The sequence below is a fragment of the Chryseobacterium sp. CT-SW4 genome, assembly GCF_048572715.1.
In the GTDB taxonomy this organism is placed as follows: Bacteria; Bacteroidota; Bacteroidia; order Flavobacteriales; family Weeksellaceae; genus Chryseobacterium.
In genome coordinates this window covers 1,383,053-1,401,369 of sequence record NZ_CP183840.1, presented here as the reverse complement: position 1 = coordinate 1,401,369, position 18,317 = coordinate 1,383,053, and the positions used below count along the sequence as shown (strand labels likewise).

General features: G+C 38.0%; 13 protein-coding genes. 2 read left to right on the top strand and 11 right to left on the bottom strand.

Features of this window, described 5'->3' with window-relative positions:
- Positions 1-35 precede the first annotated feature (35 nt).
- The 10 genes from ABJ974_RS06250 to ABJ974_RS06205 all read right to left on the bottom strand — a co-directional run bounded on the left by ABJ974_RS06250 (position 36) and on the right by ABJ974_RS06205 (position 16,466).
- Positions 36-668, bottom strand: a complete 633-nt coding sequence (locus tag ABJ974_RS06250; RefSeq protein ID WP_419870526.1) for an SGNH/GDSL hydrolase family protein — start codon at positions 666-668, stop codon at positions 36-38.
- Between the two features lie 10 nt (positions 669-678).
- A complete protein-coding gene (locus ABJ974_RS06245) occupies positions 679-1,092 on the bottom strand; it encodes a barstar family protein (protein WP_419870525.1) in 414 nt (137 codons plus the stop codon).
- Positions 1,073-4,771: a phosphoribosylformylglycinamidine synthase gene (locus ABJ974_RS06240; protein ID WP_419870524.1), complete on the bottom strand. Its 3,699-nt coding sequence runs from the start codon at positions 4,769-4,771 to the stop codon at positions 1,073-1,075. Before ABJ974_RS06240 ends, ABJ974_RS06245 begins: the two co-directional genes overlap by 20 nt.
- Entirely contained in the window at positions 4,771-5,754 is a 984-nt protein-coding gene (locus tag ABJ974_RS06235; protein ID WP_419870523.1) for a WG repeat-containing protein, read from the bottom strand. The genes ABJ974_RS06240 and ABJ974_RS06235 overlap by 1 nt, the downstream gene beginning before the upstream one ends.
- Positions 5,755-5,799: 45 nt before the next feature.
- A complete protein-coding gene (purB, locus tag ABJ974_RS06230; RefSeq protein ID WP_419870522.1) occupies positions 5,800-7,227 on the bottom strand; it encodes an adenylosuccinate lyase in 1,428 nt (475 codons plus the stop codon).
- 397 nt (positions 7,228-7,624) lie between these two features.
- Entirely contained in the window at positions 7,625-9,952 is a 2,328-nt protein-coding gene (gene bglX, locus ABJ974_RS06225) for a beta-glucosidase BglX (RefSeq protein WP_419870521.1), read from the bottom strand.
- A 23-nt stretch (positions 9,953-9,975) separates the two neighbouring features.
- A complete protein-coding gene (locus ABJ974_RS06220; protein ID WP_419870520.1) occupies positions 9,976-10,689 on the bottom strand; it encodes a carboxylesterase family protein in 714 nt (237 codons plus the stop codon).
- 2 nt (positions 10,690-10,691) lie between these two features.
- Positions 10,692-12,074: a glucoamylase family protein gene (locus tag ABJ974_RS06215; RefSeq protein ID WP_419870519.1), complete on the bottom strand. Its 1,383-nt coding sequence runs from the start codon at positions 12,072-12,074 to the stop codon at positions 10,692-10,694.
- A gap of 65 nt (positions 12,075-12,139) precedes the next feature.
- Positions 12,140-13,609, bottom strand: coding sequence for a RagB/SusD family nutrient uptake outer membrane protein (locus tag ABJ974_RS06210; protein ID WP_419870518.1), 1,470 nt, complete (start codon positions 13,607-13,609; stop codon positions 12,140-12,142).
- Between the two features lie 4 nt (positions 13,610-13,613).
- Entirely contained in the window at positions 13,614-16,466 is a 2,853-nt protein-coding gene (locus ABJ974_RS06205) for a SusC/RagA family TonB-linked outer membrane protein (RefSeq protein WP_419870517.1), read from the bottom strand.
- 376 nt (positions 16,467-16,842) lie between these two features.
- Between ABJ974_RS06205 and ABJ974_RS06200 the strand changes: the two genes are divergently transcribed.
- Both ABJ974_RS06200 and ABJ974_RS06195 read left to right on the top strand, forming a co-directional pair.
- Complete coding sequence (locus ABJ974_RS06200) at positions 16,843-17,517, top strand: DUF4197 family protein (protein ID WP_419870516.1); 675 nt, start codon at positions 16,843-16,845, stop codon at positions 17,515-17,517.
- Between the two features lie 40 nt (positions 17,518-17,557).
- The gene (locus ABJ974_RS06195; protein ID WP_419870515.1) at positions 17,558-17,863 is read left to right on the top strand and encodes a DUF493 family protein; all 306 of its coding nucleotides are present in this window, start codon (positions 17,558-17,560) and stop codon (positions 17,861-17,863) included.
- Positions 17,864-17,914: 51 nt separating this feature from the next.
- On the opposite strand, the gene ABJ974_RS06190 is transcribed toward ABJ974_RS06195, so the two are convergent.
- Positions 17,915-18,265 (bottom strand): ArsC/Spx/MgsR family protein, encoded by a 351-nt coding sequence (locus ABJ974_RS06190; RefSeq protein WP_419870514.1) that lies wholly within the window; start codon positions 18,263-18,265, stop codon positions 17,915-17,917.
- Positions 18,266-18,317: the final 52 nt, after the last annotated feature.

The following is an 18,317-nucleotide window of genomic DNA, read 5'->3' as shown; positions in this document are numbered from 1 at the left end:
TTATCAAAAAAGGACCTCTTTCCGGAGGTCTTTTTTCATTGCAGATATCTGTCTATTAACGGAATAAGTGTTTCAGCCATGAGCCCATAGCCTTTTTCATTGGGATGAACTCCGTCTGCTGAAAGTAAAATCTCCTTGTCTTTAAGAAAAACGGAATAAAAATCGATATAGGATATTTGAAATTCCGCAGCGGTTTCCTGAAGGATCTTATTATACTCCACTACTGTATGGTTATTTCTAAGCTTTCCGGAAGAGACTACTATTCCGTCCACTTTTTCGGAAAAGGGCAAAATACTGACCAGATAAACAGCATCGGAGTATTTTTCAGCTTCCTGAACTGCATATTGCAGGTTCGCTCTGAACTGTTCAGGATTAACGATATAATTTCCTTCTCTGACCGCTAAATCATTGGCTCCGTATGCGATGAAAATAATATTGCCGGAAGGTGAGTTTCTTGCTGCCATTTCGTGGCGCATCCTTTTAACCAATCCATCCGTGGTCTCCCCTCCTATACCGAGATTAAAGAGGATCAGCTCATTGGCACTTCCTTCATTACATTTCTGAAGAGCATATCTTTTCAGAATATCTACCCAACCTCCAAAGATCCCGTCGTATTCACCGTAGGTGATGCTATCTCCAAAGAACAGTCCATATATTATTTTTTTCATCTTAAGCTTTCTATTCTATTGTTAACGTAATATTCGGGTGAGACTGTATAATTTCGATCAGAATATCAAACAGCGTCTGTCCGTTTCCTGAAAGGAGCTCGTCTAATTTTTGCTGAATAAATTCTACGTTAAAAGGTTTTCCCTGTTTTATTTTATTTTCATAAAATTCCCGCGTTGTATCTATTCCTAAATCTTTCTCTGATTTGCTGGCATTCTTCCAAATGATCTGAACTTCTTCTTTGTTTTCAATAACTCCATAGCCTCCGTAAAGGATATCATTAAACCCGTCCAGCGTTCCGACCTTCCAATCCGTATTTTTCATCAGGAGCTGCGAAATTTCTTCGTAGAATCCCGGAAGGTCAAAAAAATGATCGCCATTAATGACGATCACTTTATGTTGATTATTATTTGAAATATTCGACACCGTTTTTAAATATATTGTGATAATTGGCGGTTGGAATGTTTTTCATCAATCCTTCTGCAAAACGTTCAGGATGCCCCATTCTTCCGTATATCTTACCGGACGGGCTTGTGATTCCCTCTATTCCGAATAGGGAGTTATTGGGGTTAAATGGCATTCCATGGGCAATATTTCCATCAAAGTCGATATATTGCGTTGCAATCTGACCGTTTTGATACAGCTTTTTAATTTCTTCTTCAGAAGCCATAAAGCGTCCTTCTCCATGGGAGATAGGGATGGTGAAGACCTGATCTTTCATTCCTTTTAACCAAGGGCTTTCATCGTTTACCACCTTCACGTTTACCATTTGGGAGATGTGTCTTCTGATAGCGTTATGAGCTAATGTGGGTGAATTTTCATCAAGATCTTTAATTTCTCCGTATGGCAGCAATCCTGATTTAATCAATGCCTGGAATCCGTTACAGATCCCTATGATCATTCCGTCTCTTTCGAGTAATTCATGAACGGCATTCTTCATTTTTTCGTTTTTGAGAACGTTGACAATGAATTTAGCTGAACCATCCGGCTCATCACCCGCAGAGAATCCTCCTGAAAATGCAAGAATCTGGGACTGGCTGATTTCTTTAACCCAAGCATCAATGCTTTCTTCCAGTAACTGATGATTGATATTAATAAGCGGCAAACTGCTTACTTCCGCTCCTTCTTTCTGAAAAGCGTTCAATGTATCATATTCACAGTTGGTACCTGGGAAAACCGGTGCAAAAACTTTTGGTTTTGCAATTCCATGTTTTTTGATGGTGATATTTCTTGGATTAACAGAGTTTAGGTTCTTATCAATCTCAACCACTACTTTTTCTTTTTCAAGGGTTGGGAACAGGTTCTCAAATGTTCCGGTATTGGCTTTCAAGAGTTTTTCAATCGCCAGCTCAGTATGGTTGATTTTTAATGTTTGTGTATCTTTTACTTCTCCAATGAATTGAAGAGCTTCTGTGTTGAGTTCTCCTTTAGATTCTATAATCAGACTTCCGATATTTTTTGCTAAAAGCGTGTTTTCATCTATAACCTGAACCTCAGCCCCCAATCTGTTTCCGAAGCTCATTTTGGCTAATGCAACGGCTACTCCTCCTTCTTTTACCGTTTTTACCGAAACAATTTTTCCGGCTTTTATATTTTCAAAAATAAAACTGAAAATATTTTTTAAGTTTTCATAGTCAGGTAGTCCGTTTTCCTGTGCTATATGGTTATAGTAATATAATTTATTTTCTGCTTCTTTCAATTCCGGGGAAATAATATTTTTCTTTTCTCCGTTGGCACAAGCGAAAGAGATCAATGTAGGCGGTACATTCAGGTCCTGATAGGTTCCGCTCATCGAGTCTTTTCCTCCGATTGCGGCTAAGCCAAGATTGATCTGTGCATCGTAAGCCCCTAAAAGAGATGCTAACGGTTTTCCCCATTTTTCCGGGTTCTGTCCTAATTTTTCGAAGTATTCCTGGAAACTTAATCTGATATTTTTATAATCCCCTCCCATAGCTACTATCTTCGCTACACTTTCCACTACGGCATAAGAGGCTCCCAATAATGAGTTCTGCTTTGAAATTTCCGCATCAAATCCCCAACTTGCCAAGGAAACGGTTTCTATATCTTTTGCTCCGAGGACCGGTAATGTCTGAACACTTCCTTCCATGAGGGTCTGCTGGTATTTTCCTCCTACCGGCATCGCTACAGTAGTTGCCCCTACGGAAGCATCGAACATTTCCAGCAATCCTTTTTGGGAAGCTACGTTTTTATCGGAAAGGATATTTAAAAATTCTTGTTCCGTAAATGGTTTATTACCGGATTTCAAATCTTCGAGGTGCGTAATTTTTACTTCCTGACTTTTGGAGCATCCGTTGGTATCTAGAAATTCTCTTGAAAGGTCTACAATCTTATTACCCTTCCAGAACATCTGCATTCTTCCTGAACCGGTAACCTTTGCCACTTCTACGGCAACAATATTTTCGGCTTCACAGTATTTGATGAACTGATCTTTATCTTTAGGATCCACTACTACTGCCATTCTTTCCTGAGATTCGGAAATGGCCAATTCAGTTCCGTTTAATCCTTCATATTTTAATGGCAGAACATCCAGGTTCACTTCTAAGGATTCGGCTATTTCTCCAATCGCTACGGAAACCCCTCCGGCCCCGAAGTCGTTGGATTTTTTAATCAGCTTAGTAACTTCCGGTTTTCTGAAAAGTCTTTGGATCTTACGTTCTTCTACGGCATTTCCTTTCTGAACTTCAGTAGACATGGTATGAATACTGTTTTCATCCTGTTCTTTGGAACTTCCGGTGGCTCCTCCTACTCCATCTCTTCCGGTGGCTCCTCCTAAAATAATCACTGAGTCTCCGGCTACCGGTTTTTCACGTCTTACCCAGTCTACAGGAACGGCTCCGGTCACGAAACCTACTTCCATTCTTTTTGCTTTGTAGCCTTCATCATAGATTTCAGAAACCATGGTTGTAGCGAGCCCGATCTGGTTACCATAAGATGAATATCCGTTGGCAGCCTGTTTTGTAATGGTTTTCTGAGGAAGTTTCCCCGGTAATGTCTGATCTACTGGTTCCAATACATCGGCAGCCCCTGTTAATCTCATCGCCTGGAAAACAAATGATCTTCCTGATAAAGGGTCTCTGATCGCTCCTCCCAGACAGGTGGAAGCTCCTCCGAAAGGTTCAATCTCCGTAGGGTGGTTATGGGTTTCATTTTTAAACAGCAGATACCAAGGTTCTTTTTTACCGTCGTATTCTGCTTCTATCCGGATGGTACAGGCATTGATCTCATCTGATACCACAAGGTTTTCAAGTTCGCCTGTTTTATGGAAATATCTTCCACAAACCGTAGCCAGGTCCATTAAGGAAATCGGCTTCAATTCACGCCCTAAGAATTTTCTTTTTTCAATATAGTCATTGAAAATGGTTTCTAATGTATGTTTGAATTTTCCTTCAAACTGAATATCTGACAATTCCGTTTCAAAGGTGGTATGACGGCAGTGGTCGCTCCAATAGGTATCTAAAACCTTCAATTCGGTTTCTGTAGGGTTTCTTTTTTCTGTTTTAAAGTATTCCTGAATAAATTTCAAATCATCCAGTCCAAAAGCAAAGCCTTGTTTGTTATAAAAGTTTTCCAGCTCCGCATCAGAGTATTCAATAAACCCATCATGGATTAATACTTCAGATGGTGTTTCGTCTGCCGGGATATCCAACCTGGAAAGATCTTTTTCCTGAGACTCCACTTTATTGATTAAAAGGTCTTTTATTTTAGTAAGATCCGCATCTGTAACTCCTTCTACTTCAATCAGCCTTCCGCTTCTTACTTTAGATTTTTCATTTTCTGTGAGCAAAGCGATACACTGCTGGGCAGAGTCTGCACGCTGATCGTATTGACCCGGTAAAAATTCCATTGCAAAATGAATGGACTGAGCAGGGTTTTCTTCATGTAAAATATCGGTAACAGGGTCCACGAATGTACTGTTTACCACTTTTTCGAATTCACCGTCTTTCAATCCGAAAATATCGTATACATTGTATACTTTTACATTTTTTACGGACGGAACCACCGCTTTTACTTCATCAAAAATCTTTGGACTTTCTACATCGAAAATTCCTCTTTTTTCTACGAAAATTCTTTTGTTATTAGACATCAGATGCCAGATATTATATTATTATACTTATTTATTTCTAATTTATTCGGATGATCAGGATGTTCTTCCTGATATTTCAACATCTCTTTTATTTCTTTTTTCAGCCATTTGTTAAAAGAAATTTTTTCTTCAAAATAATCAAAATGATATATTTCTTTACCATCTTCAGAAACTATAAAATCCAATTGATTATCATGCCATTTTTCCCATGTATAGGTGTTTACTCTATAGTAAGGGAAATTTTCTTTAGGTCTTTCAACAATCTCAAAAAAAAGATTCTTTTCTTTTTCTGAAATAGCATTTACATATGGTAAAGCACGTAAATCTATGAATAACGGCTCATACTTTTCAAAGAAACTGAGGATTTCTTTTTCCTTTTGGCTGTATTGAAAGGGATAGGGATAATATTTACCCTCTATTTCAATTTCTTTTTCAGACATTGCTGTTACAGGCTGAACTATTTCTCCTTTATAATTCATCACTCCCCAGATTCCCCCTACCATCCTCACATGTTCTTCGTCTATTTTTTCCCAGTCACACCCATTACAAAATGCTGCATATCCATAATTAAAGAAAGAAACAAAGTCATGTTTTGCTTCAATGATTATTTTACCATTCTGATCTGCAAAACCAACTTTTCCATTTTTGACAAATCTTCTTACTCCTTCTTCAAAATAATCAGCTCCATTATCATAAAGGAAAGGCTGATACAAGAAATTGCCTTTTCTGTCATAGACATAACCGGTTGCATTTTTTTCTCTTTCCAGAGCTTTACTATATTCGAGATAAATAGTTTCTCCTATTACCTTTTCACCATTCTTAATTCCTGTCCAATTACTATGTTTTGCAGGAATAATGATTTCTCCTTTCTGATTTTTTACACCGACTAAAGAATCTTCGGATATAAAATATCTTAAAACCTCCTTCTTTTGGGAAAAGAAAAAAATGGGTATCAGGAAAAGAAAGAAAAACAGCTTTTTCATGCCCGTTAAAATAAAATATGCAGCCCAAAAAGACTGCATATAATTTTATACTTTAAGATCAGCCTCCAACCCTATCAATTCTTTGTTCTTATCCAGAATCGGCTGAACTTCGTTCTTCACAAATTCTTCAGTCTGAACCGGAGCAAACCCGATAAAGTTTTTAGGATCCAATACTTCTTTTAATTTTGTTTTATCTAATTTTAAAGAATTGTCATTCAAAATTCTTTCGATCAGATCATTTTCTTTTCCTTCTTCTTTTACTTTTTTAGAAGCTTCCATAGAGTGTACCCTGATCACTTCATGAATTTCCTGACGGTCACCTCCTGCCTTCACTTCTTCCATGATGATATATTCAGTCGCCATGAAAGGAAGCTCTTCTTCAATGTGTTTATTAATTCTGTTCGGATATACCACGATTCCGTTCATAATGTTATTCCAGATCAAAAGGATTGCATCAACGGCTAAGAACGCCTGAGGGATCGTTAATCTTTTGTTTGCAGAGTCATCCAATGTTCTTTCAAACCACTGAGTGGAAGCTACCATCGCCGAACTTGTCGTTAAAGAGATCACGTATTTTGCCAGTGCTCCAATTCTTTCACTTCTCATCGGATTACGTTTGTAAGCCATTGCAGATGATCCGATCTGATTTTTCTCAAACGGTTCTTCAATTTCCTTAAGGTTTTGAAGTAATCGTAAATCGTTTGTAAACTTATGGGCGGATTGTGCAATATTAGATAGTAACGCTACTACTTTTGCATCAATTTTTCTGTCATAAGTCTGGCCGGAAACTCCAAATACTTTATCAAAGCCAAACCTTTTTGAAAGTTCTTTATCCAGGTGCTGTACTTTGGAATAATCTCCATTAAATAGCTCTAAGAAGCTCGCCGCAGTACCTGTTGTTCCTTTTACTCCTCTGAAACGTAATGTTTCCAGGAAAAAGTCAAGTTCTTCGATATCCAAAACCAAACTCTGTAACCAAAGAGTTGCTCTTTTCCCTACTGTTGTTAACTGAGCAGGCTGAAAATGCGTGAATCCTAAGGTTGGTAAATCTTTATACTGAATCGCAAAGTCAGAAAGATTTTTAATTACATTCACCAATTTTTTCTTGATGATTAAAAGCCCGTCCCGAATCTGGATCAAGTCCGTATTATCCCCTACAAATGCCGAAGTCGCTCCCAAATGTATAATTCCTTTTGCTGAAGGCGCCACATCTCCATAAGTATGAACATGGGCCATTACATCATGACGGAATTTTTTCTCGTATTCTGCAGCTTTATCAAAATCAATGTTTTCAGCATTGTCTTTAAGCTCTTTAATCTGCTCGTCCGTGATCTCAAGACCTAAGTCTTTTTCAATTTCTGCCAGGGCGATCCAAAGCTTTCTCCAGGTACGGAATTTATTGTTATGTGAGAAATTAAATAACATTTCTTCACTGGAATAGCGCTCTTCCAATGGATTTTTGTAGGAATTCATTCTTTCTTTTACTTTTAGATATGCAAAAATACAGTTTTTCGGTGAGAGATGAAAGGGGGAATTTTGTTTTTTAAGGGATGGGAGATGGGATGTTTTTTTTTGTTTTTGTAGAGTTTTTTCTCGCAGTTTTGGGAGATTACGCAGATCTTTTTTTGTTTTTTCTCTTTGGATTATATTTTTTTTATGGTAAGGTTCAGTGCTTCAGAAAGGGTATCTGTATAATCTGAAAGAGTTCACCTTCTCGGAAATGTACAGACCAATTTGTTCTATTTCTATTATCCTACTCAATAGTATCTTCAAAAGTCCTCCAGAATTTGATTTTCACTATCTTTTTCAGTATCATTAAAAAACCGGAGAACACTGCTCTCCGGTTACTATTTTCAATAATATAAAAAGATTATTTACTCCAGTTGATTTTTGAATGGATAACCTCTTCGGAATTGGTACCGATCATAATATCAAATTCTCCCGGTTCCCAATCATATTTTAATTCGCCATTATAAAATTTCAAGCTTTCAGGGGTAATATCAAAAGTTATTTTTTTAGATTCTCCTTTTTTCAGATACACTTTCTGGAAACCTTTCAATTCTTTCACTGGTCTGGTAATACTTCCCACCATATCCCTGATGTATAACTGCACAACTTCAGCTCCATCATAATTTCCGGAATTCGTTACCGTAACAGAAGCCTGAACAGTCTGATTTCCTTTTGGATTGGAGTTAGAAACCGTCATTCCGGAATAGCTGAATCGGGTATAGCTTAGTCCATAACCGAAAGGATAAAGCGGTGTATTACATTCCTCCATATAGTTGGAGCGGAATCTTTCATAGACACATTTATCCACACTTTCCTGGCTTAAAGGCCGTCCTGTATTTTTACTGTTATAATAAATAGGAACCTGTCCTATACTCCTCGGGAACGTCATCGGAAGTTTACCTGACGGATTTACTTTTCCGAACAGAACATCAGCAATAGCATTTCCCGCTTCGGAACCTGCAAACCAAACATTTAAAATGGCATCGGGAATATCTTTCATATTAGTTAATGCCAATGGCCGCCCTGTAAAAAGAACTACTGCAATCGGTTTTCCTGTTTTCTTCAGTTCATTGAGTAGATCCACCTGAGATTGAGGAATGGTAATTTCTGTTCTTGAAGAAGACTCTCCGCTCATCTCCGCAGATTCACCAATAGCAAGTACAATTACATCTGCTTTATTCGCAACATCCACAGCTTCTTTTAAAAGAGCTTCTTTAGGGCGGTTATCCCTGTCCGTTTTTTTACCATGGGCCGCATAAATTTCTTCCAGCTTAGCATTATCATCGATATTAGCTCCTTTGGCAGCAATGAATTTCACATCTTTTCCAAAATTATCCTGAAGACCTTTCATTAACGAAACTGAAACAGCATGTTTTGTAGCAACACTCCACGTTCCGGCCATATTCAAGGAATTATTAACCAGCGGACCTATTACAGCTACCGTACCGGACTTCTTTAGAGGAAGGACCTGACGGTCATTTTTCATCAATACCATGGACTGAGCAGCAACATTCCGGGCTATATTACGGTTTTCCATATTATAAACCTCTTTAGCAGCTAGCTTTGCATCTCCGTAACGATAAGGATCATCAAAAAGCCCAAGATCATATTTAGCTTCAAGGATTCTTCGGGCAGCCATATCAATTTCAGACTGAGTGATTTTTCCTTCCTGCAAAGATTTTTTTAAAGTAGTTAAAAATCCTTCTCCAACCATATCCATATCCACCCCTGCTTTTAATGCCAGTGCCGAAACCTGCTGAAGATCTCCCAAACCGTGATCTACCATTTCATTGATCCCTGTATAATCTGATACCACGAAACCTTTGAAGCCCCACATTTTTCTTAAAACATCGGTCTGAAGCCATTTGTTTGCCGTAGCGGGTACTCCATCCACTTCATTAAAAGAAGCCATTACAGAAGCTACTCCTGCATCCACAGCTGCCTTATAGGGAGGAAAATATTCATTGAACATCCGGATATGGCTCATATCCACCGTATTATAATCCCTACCTCCTTCACCTGCACCGTATAGTGCAAAATGTTTAACACACGCCAAAATCGTATTACTTAGAGAGAGATCCTTTCCCTGATATCCGTATACCATATTTTTAGCAATTTCACTTCCTAAATGCGGATCTTCCCCGGAACCTTCGGAAACCCTTCCCCATCTTGGTTCACGCGAAATATCCACCATGGGAGAAAATGTCCAGTTGATACCGTCTGCAGAAGCTTCTCTTGCAGCCACCCTTGCAGACTGCTGAACCAAATTCATGTCCCATGAAGCTGCTAATCCTAAAGGAATAGGGAATGTTGTTTCATAACCGTGAATTACATCCATACCAAAAATCAACGGAATTTTTAAACGGCTTTTTTCAACGGCTACTTTCTGAACGGCCTTAATTTTTTCAGCCCCTTTTATATTGAATAATCCTCCTACTAACCCCTGCTCTATTTTTTTCCCTATATCGGAACTCTGGGCAAGACCTGTCGTAAAATCTCCTGAACTCGGTAAATTCAACTGACCAATCTTTTCATCTAAAGTCATTTTCGATAAAAGGTTATCTACAAAAGCTTTTTTCTTTGCCTGGTGCTGGCCGGTCTGATAAGACTGTACCGGTCGGTTTACCATTTCCTGAGCGGAAAAAACAGGCGAAAGCGCCAAAGTAGCTATTACAATTAACTTTTTCATAAATCTATCTTCTTAAAATTATCTTATTTATTAAGGTTTTTTTTCTGGGACAACATCCATTCATACAGTTTGGGATCTGAGTAAGTGGAATCCCAGGAATTATGATTGTCATCCGGAAATATCGTTAACGTCACATCAGGGTTGATCTTTTTGATCGCCTGATACATATTAATTGAATTGATGGGTGAAACAATATCATCATTTCCCCCATGGAAAATTTTGATGGGCAAGTTGGCATACTGCTGAACATTAGCTTCCATCACCCTGTCGGCTGGTGCACAAACAGGTACCACGGCAGCAAACATTTCGGGATGTTCCATTGCCAGCTTCCATGTTCCCCAGCCTCCCATCGAAAGACCGGTAAGGTATATTCTGGAGGCGTCTATTTTATATTTATCCTTTATTTCCATAATTAAATTATAGATCGTAACGGTATCCCACCAGGTATTCCCGGGACATTGGGGAGCCAGAACAGCAACAGTTTCCTTGATTAAATTTTTGTATGTAAAGGGACTGTGCGCTTTTACCATTTCCAGATTATTTCCCCTTTCTCCGGAGCCATGAAGGAAAACGATCAAAGGTACATTTCCTTTAGCTTTTTGAGGATAATCCAGAATATAGGATATTTTTTCTGCTCTTTTAACTTCCTTATTCAATTCTGCTTTTATTTCCTGGGCATTACTGTTCAGGGAAAAGAGAATAAAAAGGAACACAGCGTATTTAGAGTATAATTTCATAGTTAAAATCCGTATTGGGTTGAATGAAAATCCAGCTTTTTAAGTCCCTGCTGAATTTCCGGTGCATTCATAAATAGTTTCCATAAAAATCCGGTCCTGTAATTTTCTATCATGGGAGCTATCGTTCCCTGATCAATAGCCAGATATCTTGGTGTAAACCAGTTATCATAATGAATGGAAGTAGCATCATAAGGTCCTGCTGAACCTATAAATTCAGGCTTTTGAGTATATATGAACCTTAAAAAGCTCATTGATTCTTTCGGGCTGTATGGAAAACTGCTTAATGCCGCCGTTGGAGTAATAACCCCATTATCATTAGAAGGCATATGTGCGGTGTATCCGGTAGTTCCGTTTTCATTTCTTGTATAACCGGCTGTCAATCCCCAATAATCGGGCCCATACCCTTTCCATTTTTTGGGATTTTCAACACAATACTGATAGTCGATCAATACCTGATTTTTATTTAATTCAAAATAATTTTTAATCAGCTTATCCGACAATCCTCTCGGATCCAAGCCCATATAGGAATACTGAGACCAGAATAAAGGACCTCCGTATTCTTCTGCATAATTGTGTTTTACATATAAAGGCAGACCATATTTAGTTTTATCCGTAAGATAGGTTCCGTTTCTTGTCCAGCCTTTGTAATAGGTTTCGGCATCAATGGGATAGGTGGGTGAAGAAGCAGCCAGGATATAGGTAATAAGACATTCATTATAACCTTCCAAAGGAAAATTCATTTCCCATTGGTATTCCGGGGACCAGTGCCAGTACAATACTTTTTCCCCTCCTTTTGTATACCAGTTCCATTGTATTCCTTTCCATAATTCGTCACACTTTTCAGCTAATGCTTTTTCTTCGGTGTTTCCATTTTTAAAATATTCACGGACCATTAAAATCCCGGAAGTCAGAAAAGCGGTTTCCACCAGATCTCCTCCATTATCTTTTTTTCCAAAAGGAACTGTTTTGCCCGTTTCTCCATTGATCCAGTGTGACCAGGCTCCTTTATGACGATCGGCTTTTGCAAGAAAATCCATGATATGAGACAGTCTTTTTACGGCTTCTTTTCGGGGTACAAAACCTCTTTCCACACCGACTAAAATAGTGGCAAGCCCAAATCCTGAACCGCCCGTTGTAATTACGTGCTTATCTTTATCGGGATAAATATTGTCTTCATGATAGCGTTCTCTTCCTAAAAAGGAATTAGGCTCCGCATATTCCCAAAAATATTTTAAAGCCTGCTGCTGAACTTTATCCATTAATTGTTCATCGGTAAGCTTATTTTGGGTTACTTCATTTTGAGAAGCCTGCTGTTTGAAATATTGTGAATTTTGACAGGAAAGCAGCCACGAAGCTGCAAGAACAGAAATAATACCTAACTTCATAATAACTTATTTACATTCATTAAAAAAATAGCCAAAGCTGATCTTTGGCTACTTTACATACTCTATTAATATCCGGGGTTTTGAGCTGATAAGCCTCCCGCTTCAGTAATGAAATCCTGTGGTAACGGAAATAATTCATGTTTTCCGACAATGAAATTCTTACCTCCGTCTGCTGCCATTGCAGCCTGTGCCTGACCTGTTCTTACCAAATCGAACCATCTGTCATGCTCAAATGCCAGTTCCAGTCTTCTTTCTTTCCAGATTGCCGTTCTAAGTCCAGCCTGAGAAGTCGCATTGGTATCGGCAATACCTGCTCTTTCCCTTACCTGATTCAGCAATGGAACAGCAGCTCCGGTCTGCCCTAATTCGTTTAGCGCTTCCGCTTTGATCAACAGTACTTCCGCATATCTTAAATAACGGATATTGGTATCGGTAGATGCCTGATCCCTGTAATTAGAGGAATATGCTTTATAATTATAGTATTTATTCTCCACATTCGGGCCCACATGGTAGCCGTCATATAAGATCATATCTTTATGAATGATCGTAGCATCTCTTCTTTCAGTATCTCCTTCTGCCGTGTATGCATCATAAAGCCCCTGCGTAGGAGTTGCAAATCCCCAGCCCCAGCCAGTAGTACCTCTTGCTCCCTGCACCTGACTGTATTGCTGGATGGCTCTTCCTGCCGTTCCTCCGCTTCCCTGAATTTCAAAGATAGATTCTGCATTATTTTCTCCTGAAACTTTATAAATATCGATAAAATTAGGAGTCAGGGAATAACCGGTTACCATATTACACTGGTCTACGGCCTGCTGCCATTTTTTCTGATATAAATAAACTTTGGCCAATAAAGCATGAGCAGCCCCTTTTGAAGCTCTTCCTATTTCACTGGCTGAGTAAGATGATTTTTCCGGAAGTGCATTGATCGCATCTAATAAATCCTGCTCAATAAAAGCATAAATTTCTTCCTTGCTTTTTCGGGTAAGCGTCATATTGGTATCTTCTGCATTTCCTGCTACCGGAACGTGGTCTACCAAAGGAACACCTCCAAATGAACGCACCAAAGTAAAGTACATGAAAGCTCTTAAGAATTTAGCTTCACCTATTAATCTGGCTCTCAGATCGGCATCCGCTTTATCCAGTTGAGGAATATACTTTAAAGCCTGATTCGCTCTGTTAATCCCCTGATAATTGGAAGCAAACAATTCCTTGAAAGAAGGTGTGGACGGAGTAAAGTTTAAAGCATCCAGGATATCCTTATCCGAACCCGTATCACCGGGACTTGATCCTTTATCCGCATCATCAGATACAATAGAGGTAACTCCGATCCATGCAAAGGTACTCATATTCCAATCCAGAAATTTCGCATAAATCGCCGTTACAAAACTATTGGCTCCATCATTATTATTATAAATCTCAATACCGGATTCCGGGATATTTTCCGTAGGTGATACATCTATAAAATCGTTGCTACAGCTTTGACTGACAGCTCCTAAAAGTACTATGGCAGCTGCTATGATATATTTCTTGTTCATTTTTTTAAAAATTAAGGTTAACACCAAATACAAAGGATCTTAAGGTTGGGTATGAATCCAGTTCTACTCCCGTTAATCTGTAAGGATCTCCCTCTGCTGTGGAATCTGAGGCATTATATCCTGATATCTCTGAAGAATATCCTGAATATTTCGTGAAAATAAATGGATTAATCGCACTTACATACAGTTTAATAGACTTTACATAATCCGTTATATTTTTGAATGTATATCCCACACTGATATTGTTAATTCTGAAATAATCTCCATTTTCCAGATAGAAAGAAGATGCAATCGGAATTGAGGAGTTGGGTGCCGGATTCGCTGCGTTCATGTTAGAAGCCGTCCAATAGTTATTTGCTACTGAGGATTCTACATTTTCTCCACTGATCCTCTGTGCCTTTTTACCATTATAGACTTTAAATCCGAAGGCTCCATACCCGTTAACTGCAAAATCCCAGTTTTTATAAGACATGGAAACATTAATACCTAAGGTAGATTTTGGAATATAAGAATCAAAATAACGTCTGTCGCCTGCATCTGCCGAGCCGGTAATTCCATTTCCGTTCAAATCTTTGAATTTCATATTTCCATTGGCATCATACCCATCAAACTCCCATAGATAGAAGCTTCCCAACGCCTGACCTACGGTTGAGGAATTGAACAGCTTCGTCCATTGGCCATTCCCTAAACTTCCTCCTGATATCTGGGAAACCGGTTTTGAAGCATCAATGCTTGTAAGCCTGTTTTTATTATATGAATAGTTGGCTCCTACTGAGTATGAGAAATCTTCACCTAGTCTGTCTGCCCAGTTTAAGCTTACTTCCGCTCCTTTATTGGTTACGCTACCCATATGAGAATAGTTCACTTCGGAGATCCCCGTTGACATATAAGGTGTAACTGCGAGAATAATATTTTTAGTTTTTCTGTTGTATACATCAAAGCTACCTGTCAGTCTGTTATTAAGAACTCCAAAATCCAATCCGGCAGATGATTCTTCCGTTACTTCCCAACCTAAATCCGGATCGTAACCTTTATTAACGGTAACTCCGTTACTTACTGCTGAACCGCCATATCCATAGTTATAAGATGCTCCGGATAAGAGTGGTAAATAGTTAAGTGGTACATTCTGGTTACCGATTTTACCCCATCCTCCTCTTAGCTTTAAAAGATCAAAGAAACCTCCTTTTAAAAATTCTTCTTCCGATACTACCCAACCCAATCCAAATGAAGGAAAAGTACCCCATTTGTTACCTTCCGCAAATTGGGAAGATCCGTCACGTCTTATGGTTCCACTTAACAAATAACGGTTCATGAATTTATATTGCAGTCTTCCGAAATAAGAAATGGTCGTATTTTTATTTCCTTTAATGGATTCTATTGCCTTGGTAGTACTGTCACTGTATAAAAAACCATAATAATCCGTTCCTGAAAGATTCCAGTAATCCTGGGCAGTAGGAACATTTTGCCTGTTAACAACTAGTGTTTCCAATCCATCCTTTACGGAAGATTCGGTACCGGCAACGATTTCAAAATCGTGATTATCTATTTTTTTGGTATAGGTTAAATAGTTACTTAATACCCAGTTATAATAGTTTTGATTTCTGTTGGTAAGTCTGGTATTCGGTAAACTGGACTGATAACCGCTTTCCAGCCTGGTAGGATCATTGGCTAACCATACTGCTTTAGAGTCTACAAAATTGTAATATTTGTAGTTATTGTATTCCCCGTTAAACTGGGAAGTAAATTTTAAATCTTTGTAGATATCAATATCTAATTTTAAACCTCCCTGCAACAGGAAATTTTTCCCTCTCTGATTGTCGAAGAACAACTGAGCTACAGGATTTCCCACGTTATTGAAGCGTCCTCCCGCATAGCTGATATTTCCATTCGCATCATAAATAGGCTGTCCGAATTGCCCGCTTTCGTAATACACCGGAACCAGTGGCGATTGTTTATAAGCTGTAGTGAATACTCCTAATGATTTTGGAGTATCATTGGTAAAGGTCACACTTAAGTTTTGTGATAACCTGATTCCTTTAGAAATTCTATATTCGTTATTTAACCTTACCGTATTTCGGTTATAATTGGTTCCTTTAAGGATAGACTCTTCCTCATAATTACTGAAACTCAGGAAATACTTAACCGCCTCCGAAGAACCTGAAATAGAGATATTGTGCTGGTTATAGATACCTGTTCTGGTAATTTCATCAAACCAATTGGTATCGTAAGACTGATTGGGGTTCAGATAAACACTTCCACTGCCGGCATTATTATAGCCTGTAAATTCAGAAGCATTCGCCATTTTCACCTTCTTTAGAGGATTCCTAATCCCTACTAAGCCATCATAGCTAACCGTTAATTTACCTCTACCGCTTTTGGTTGTAATGATAATAACTCCATTGGCCGCCCTGTTACCATAAATGGCCAATGCAGCAGCATCTTTCAGTACATCATAGGTCAAAATGTCATTAGAGTTGATATTATTGATGTTATCCGTAAACATTCCGTCTACTACATATAAAGGTGTTCTTCCTCCTAATACAGTACCCAGACCTCTGATCGTAACGGTAGGTATGGATCCCGGCATATCGGATGCGGTAACCTGTACCCCGGCTGCTTTCCCCTGTATCGCCTGAGAAGCATTCAAAACCTTTGTTCTTGTTACTTCTTCTGAACTGATAGAACTGACCGATGTTGTATTATCTACTTTTTTCCGGCTACCATAACCGATCATCACCACCTCTTCTATTTTCTGCTCTTTCGTAACAGTATCATTAGGCGTAACCTGCGCATTAGCGTTCATACCAAAATATAAAACAGCAATGAGGCATGGATACTTTAAATTAGTTTGTTTCATATAGTTCCATTTTATTTCTGTACAATCAAATTTTCAAATAAGACTTTAAAAGTCTACCGTCTTTCTTCCGATCCAAAAGTTTTTTTTCTCAAAAAAAGACATTAGCCAAAATTATAAAAATATACTTAACATAGTTAATTTATCTTAAAAAATAAAAAACAATATTTAATTATTATTATTTATATAATAAAAAATAGGTTTTTAACTAAATTATTTTAACATACAATAAGTTTTTTCGATGATTTTATAATGGATTTTCGTGAAAATTCTCCTAAAAAACCCCCGAGAATCCTTGTAAATATTAATATTTGCCAAACAAATTATTCTCATTAATTTTGGCTCAATATTTGAGAAATATCCCTCAGAATAAAATTCAATGAAAAAATACATCATCGCAATAGCCCTAATTACAGGAACCGGCGTTTTCATCAATGTTATGATGAATTCCTGCACGACTATTGCCACCACAGATATAGGCATGTCCGTTATTAAAAAGACCTTATTAAACGGAGTGGATAAAACGGCCGCCATCTATAGTGATAAGAATGCTTTTTTAAAAAATTCTTTAATAGATCAGGCTTTACCGAAAGAGCTAAGAGAGATCAATTCGGTGCTTCAGAAAATATCTCCTTCACTGGTAACCAAAGAGAAAGAATATATCGCTGAAGCGGCAGTATATACCATAGGAATTTCCAAACCTATTTTGGTGAATGCCATCAACAACCTGAACGCCCAGGATGTCAAAAGGATCATACAGGGTGAAAAAGGAACTGCTACATTGGTTTTAAAGGAGAAGACCTCTCAGCAACTGGTAGCTGCTATTGCCCCCGATCTGGAAGCTAAGATGAATGAATACGGGATTACCAAAACCATTAATACCGCTCTATCCGGAAACAGTCTTCTAGGAAGTTTATTAGGAGGCAACACGAATAATGTAAATGCGGGTAATTTAAGTATTTTGGCTACCCAGCAGTTAGTTGACGGAATGTTTAACATCATCGAAGATCAGGAAAAAAATTCAGCTTCGATTTTAGGACCATTTGGAAAATAAAGCATTTTTCAGTATATTTATATATAATTCACTTACAATAATGAATATAATTCAAGGAAATCAGCACGCAAGCCCTGAAGATTTTTATAAATCTTTAAAAGAGAAACTGGAAGATCACCATGATTTTCCGGAGGATTATCTATTTAAATTTATCATTCCTACAGATCAGTCCAAGCTTACTGAAATCTACCGGGTTTTTGACGGTATCAAATTCACTTTGGGAAACCGTGAAAGTAAAAATGGTAAATACACTGCTTGTAATATTAATGCTTTTGTACTCGATGCGGAACAGGTCATTACGATTTACAAGGAGGTCGCCAAGATAGAAGGTGTCATCTTATTATAAAATAAAAAGTCAGCAAATTGCTGACTTTTTTATGATTATCGCGTATTAAAATTATTTTTCAATAAAATATTTTACATTTTCCAGAGGTCTTCCCAGCATGGCTACCGATCCTTTGATCAGAATAGGTCTTTGGATAAGTGATGGATTTTCTGCCAGAATTTTAAGCCATTCATCTTCGGAATAAGTTTTCCCAGCAAATTTCTCCATATACAGCTTTTCCGTTTTGCGAATGATATGAAAAACACTTTGGTTGAGTTTTTTCAGCACCGTTTTAATTTCCAGGATACTGAGAGGATCTTCCACTATATTGATAATCTCAAACGGAACTCCGTTTTCATCCAAATACTCGAGTACGGCATTTGATTTTGAACAGTTTCCATTATGTAAGACTTTTACTATCATGGTTTTGACCTTTGTACCAAAGTTAATAAGAAATAAGGTTACTAAGTTCTTA

What these genes read in the sequence shown, in the direction of transcription:
- ABJ974_RS06220 (WP_419870520.1), bottom strand. Translation starts at nt 10,689, where the DNA reads ATGAAATTATACTCTAAATACGCTGTGTTCCTTTTTATTCTCTTTTCC.
- ABJ974_RS06215 (WP_419870519.1), bottom strand. Translation starts at nt 12,074, where the DNA reads ATGAAGTTAGGTATTATTTCTGTTCTTGCAGCTTCGTGGCTGCTTTCC.
- ABJ974_RS06200 (WP_419870516.1), top strand. Translation starts at nt 16,843, where the DNA reads ATGAAAAAATACATCATCGCAATAGCCCTAATTACAGGAACCGGCGTT.
- ABJ974_RS06240 (WP_419870524.1), bottom strand. Translation starts at nt 4,771, where the DNA reads ATGTCTAATAACAAAAGAATTTTCGTAGAAAAAAGAGGAATTTTCGAT.
- ABJ974_RS06205 (WP_419870517.1), bottom strand. Translation starts at nt 16,466, where the DNA reads ATGAAACAAACTAATTTAAAGTATCCATGCCTCATTGCTGTTTTATAT.
- ABJ974_RS06210 (WP_419870518.1), bottom strand. Translation starts at nt 13,609, where the DNA reads ATGAACAAGAAATATATCATAGCAGCTGCCATAGTACTTTTAGGAGCT.
- ABJ974_RS06190 (WP_419870514.1), bottom strand. Translation starts at nt 18,265, where the DNA reads ATGATAGTAAAAGTCTTACATAATGGAAACTGTTCAAAATCAAATGCC.
- purB (WP_419870522.1), bottom strand. Translation starts at nt 7,227, where the DNA reads ATGAATTCCTACAAAAATCCATTGGAAGAGCGCTATTCCAGTGAAGAA.
- ABJ974_RS06195 (WP_419870515.1), top strand. Translation starts at nt 17,558, where the DNA reads ATGAATATAATTCAAGGAAATCAGCACGCAAGCCCTGAAGATTTTTAT.
- bglX (WP_419870521.1), bottom strand. Translation starts at nt 9,952, where the DNA reads ATGAAAAAGTTAATTGTAATAGCTACTTTGGCGCTTTCGCCTGTTTTT.
- ABJ974_RS06250 (WP_419870526.1), bottom strand. Translation starts at nt 668, where the DNA reads ATGAAAAAAATAATATATGGACTGTTCTTTGGAGATAGCATCACCTAC.
- ABJ974_RS06235 (WP_419870523.1), bottom strand. Translation starts at nt 5,754, where the DNA reads ATGAAAAAGCTGTTTTTCTTTCTTTTCCTGATACCCATTTTTTTCTTT.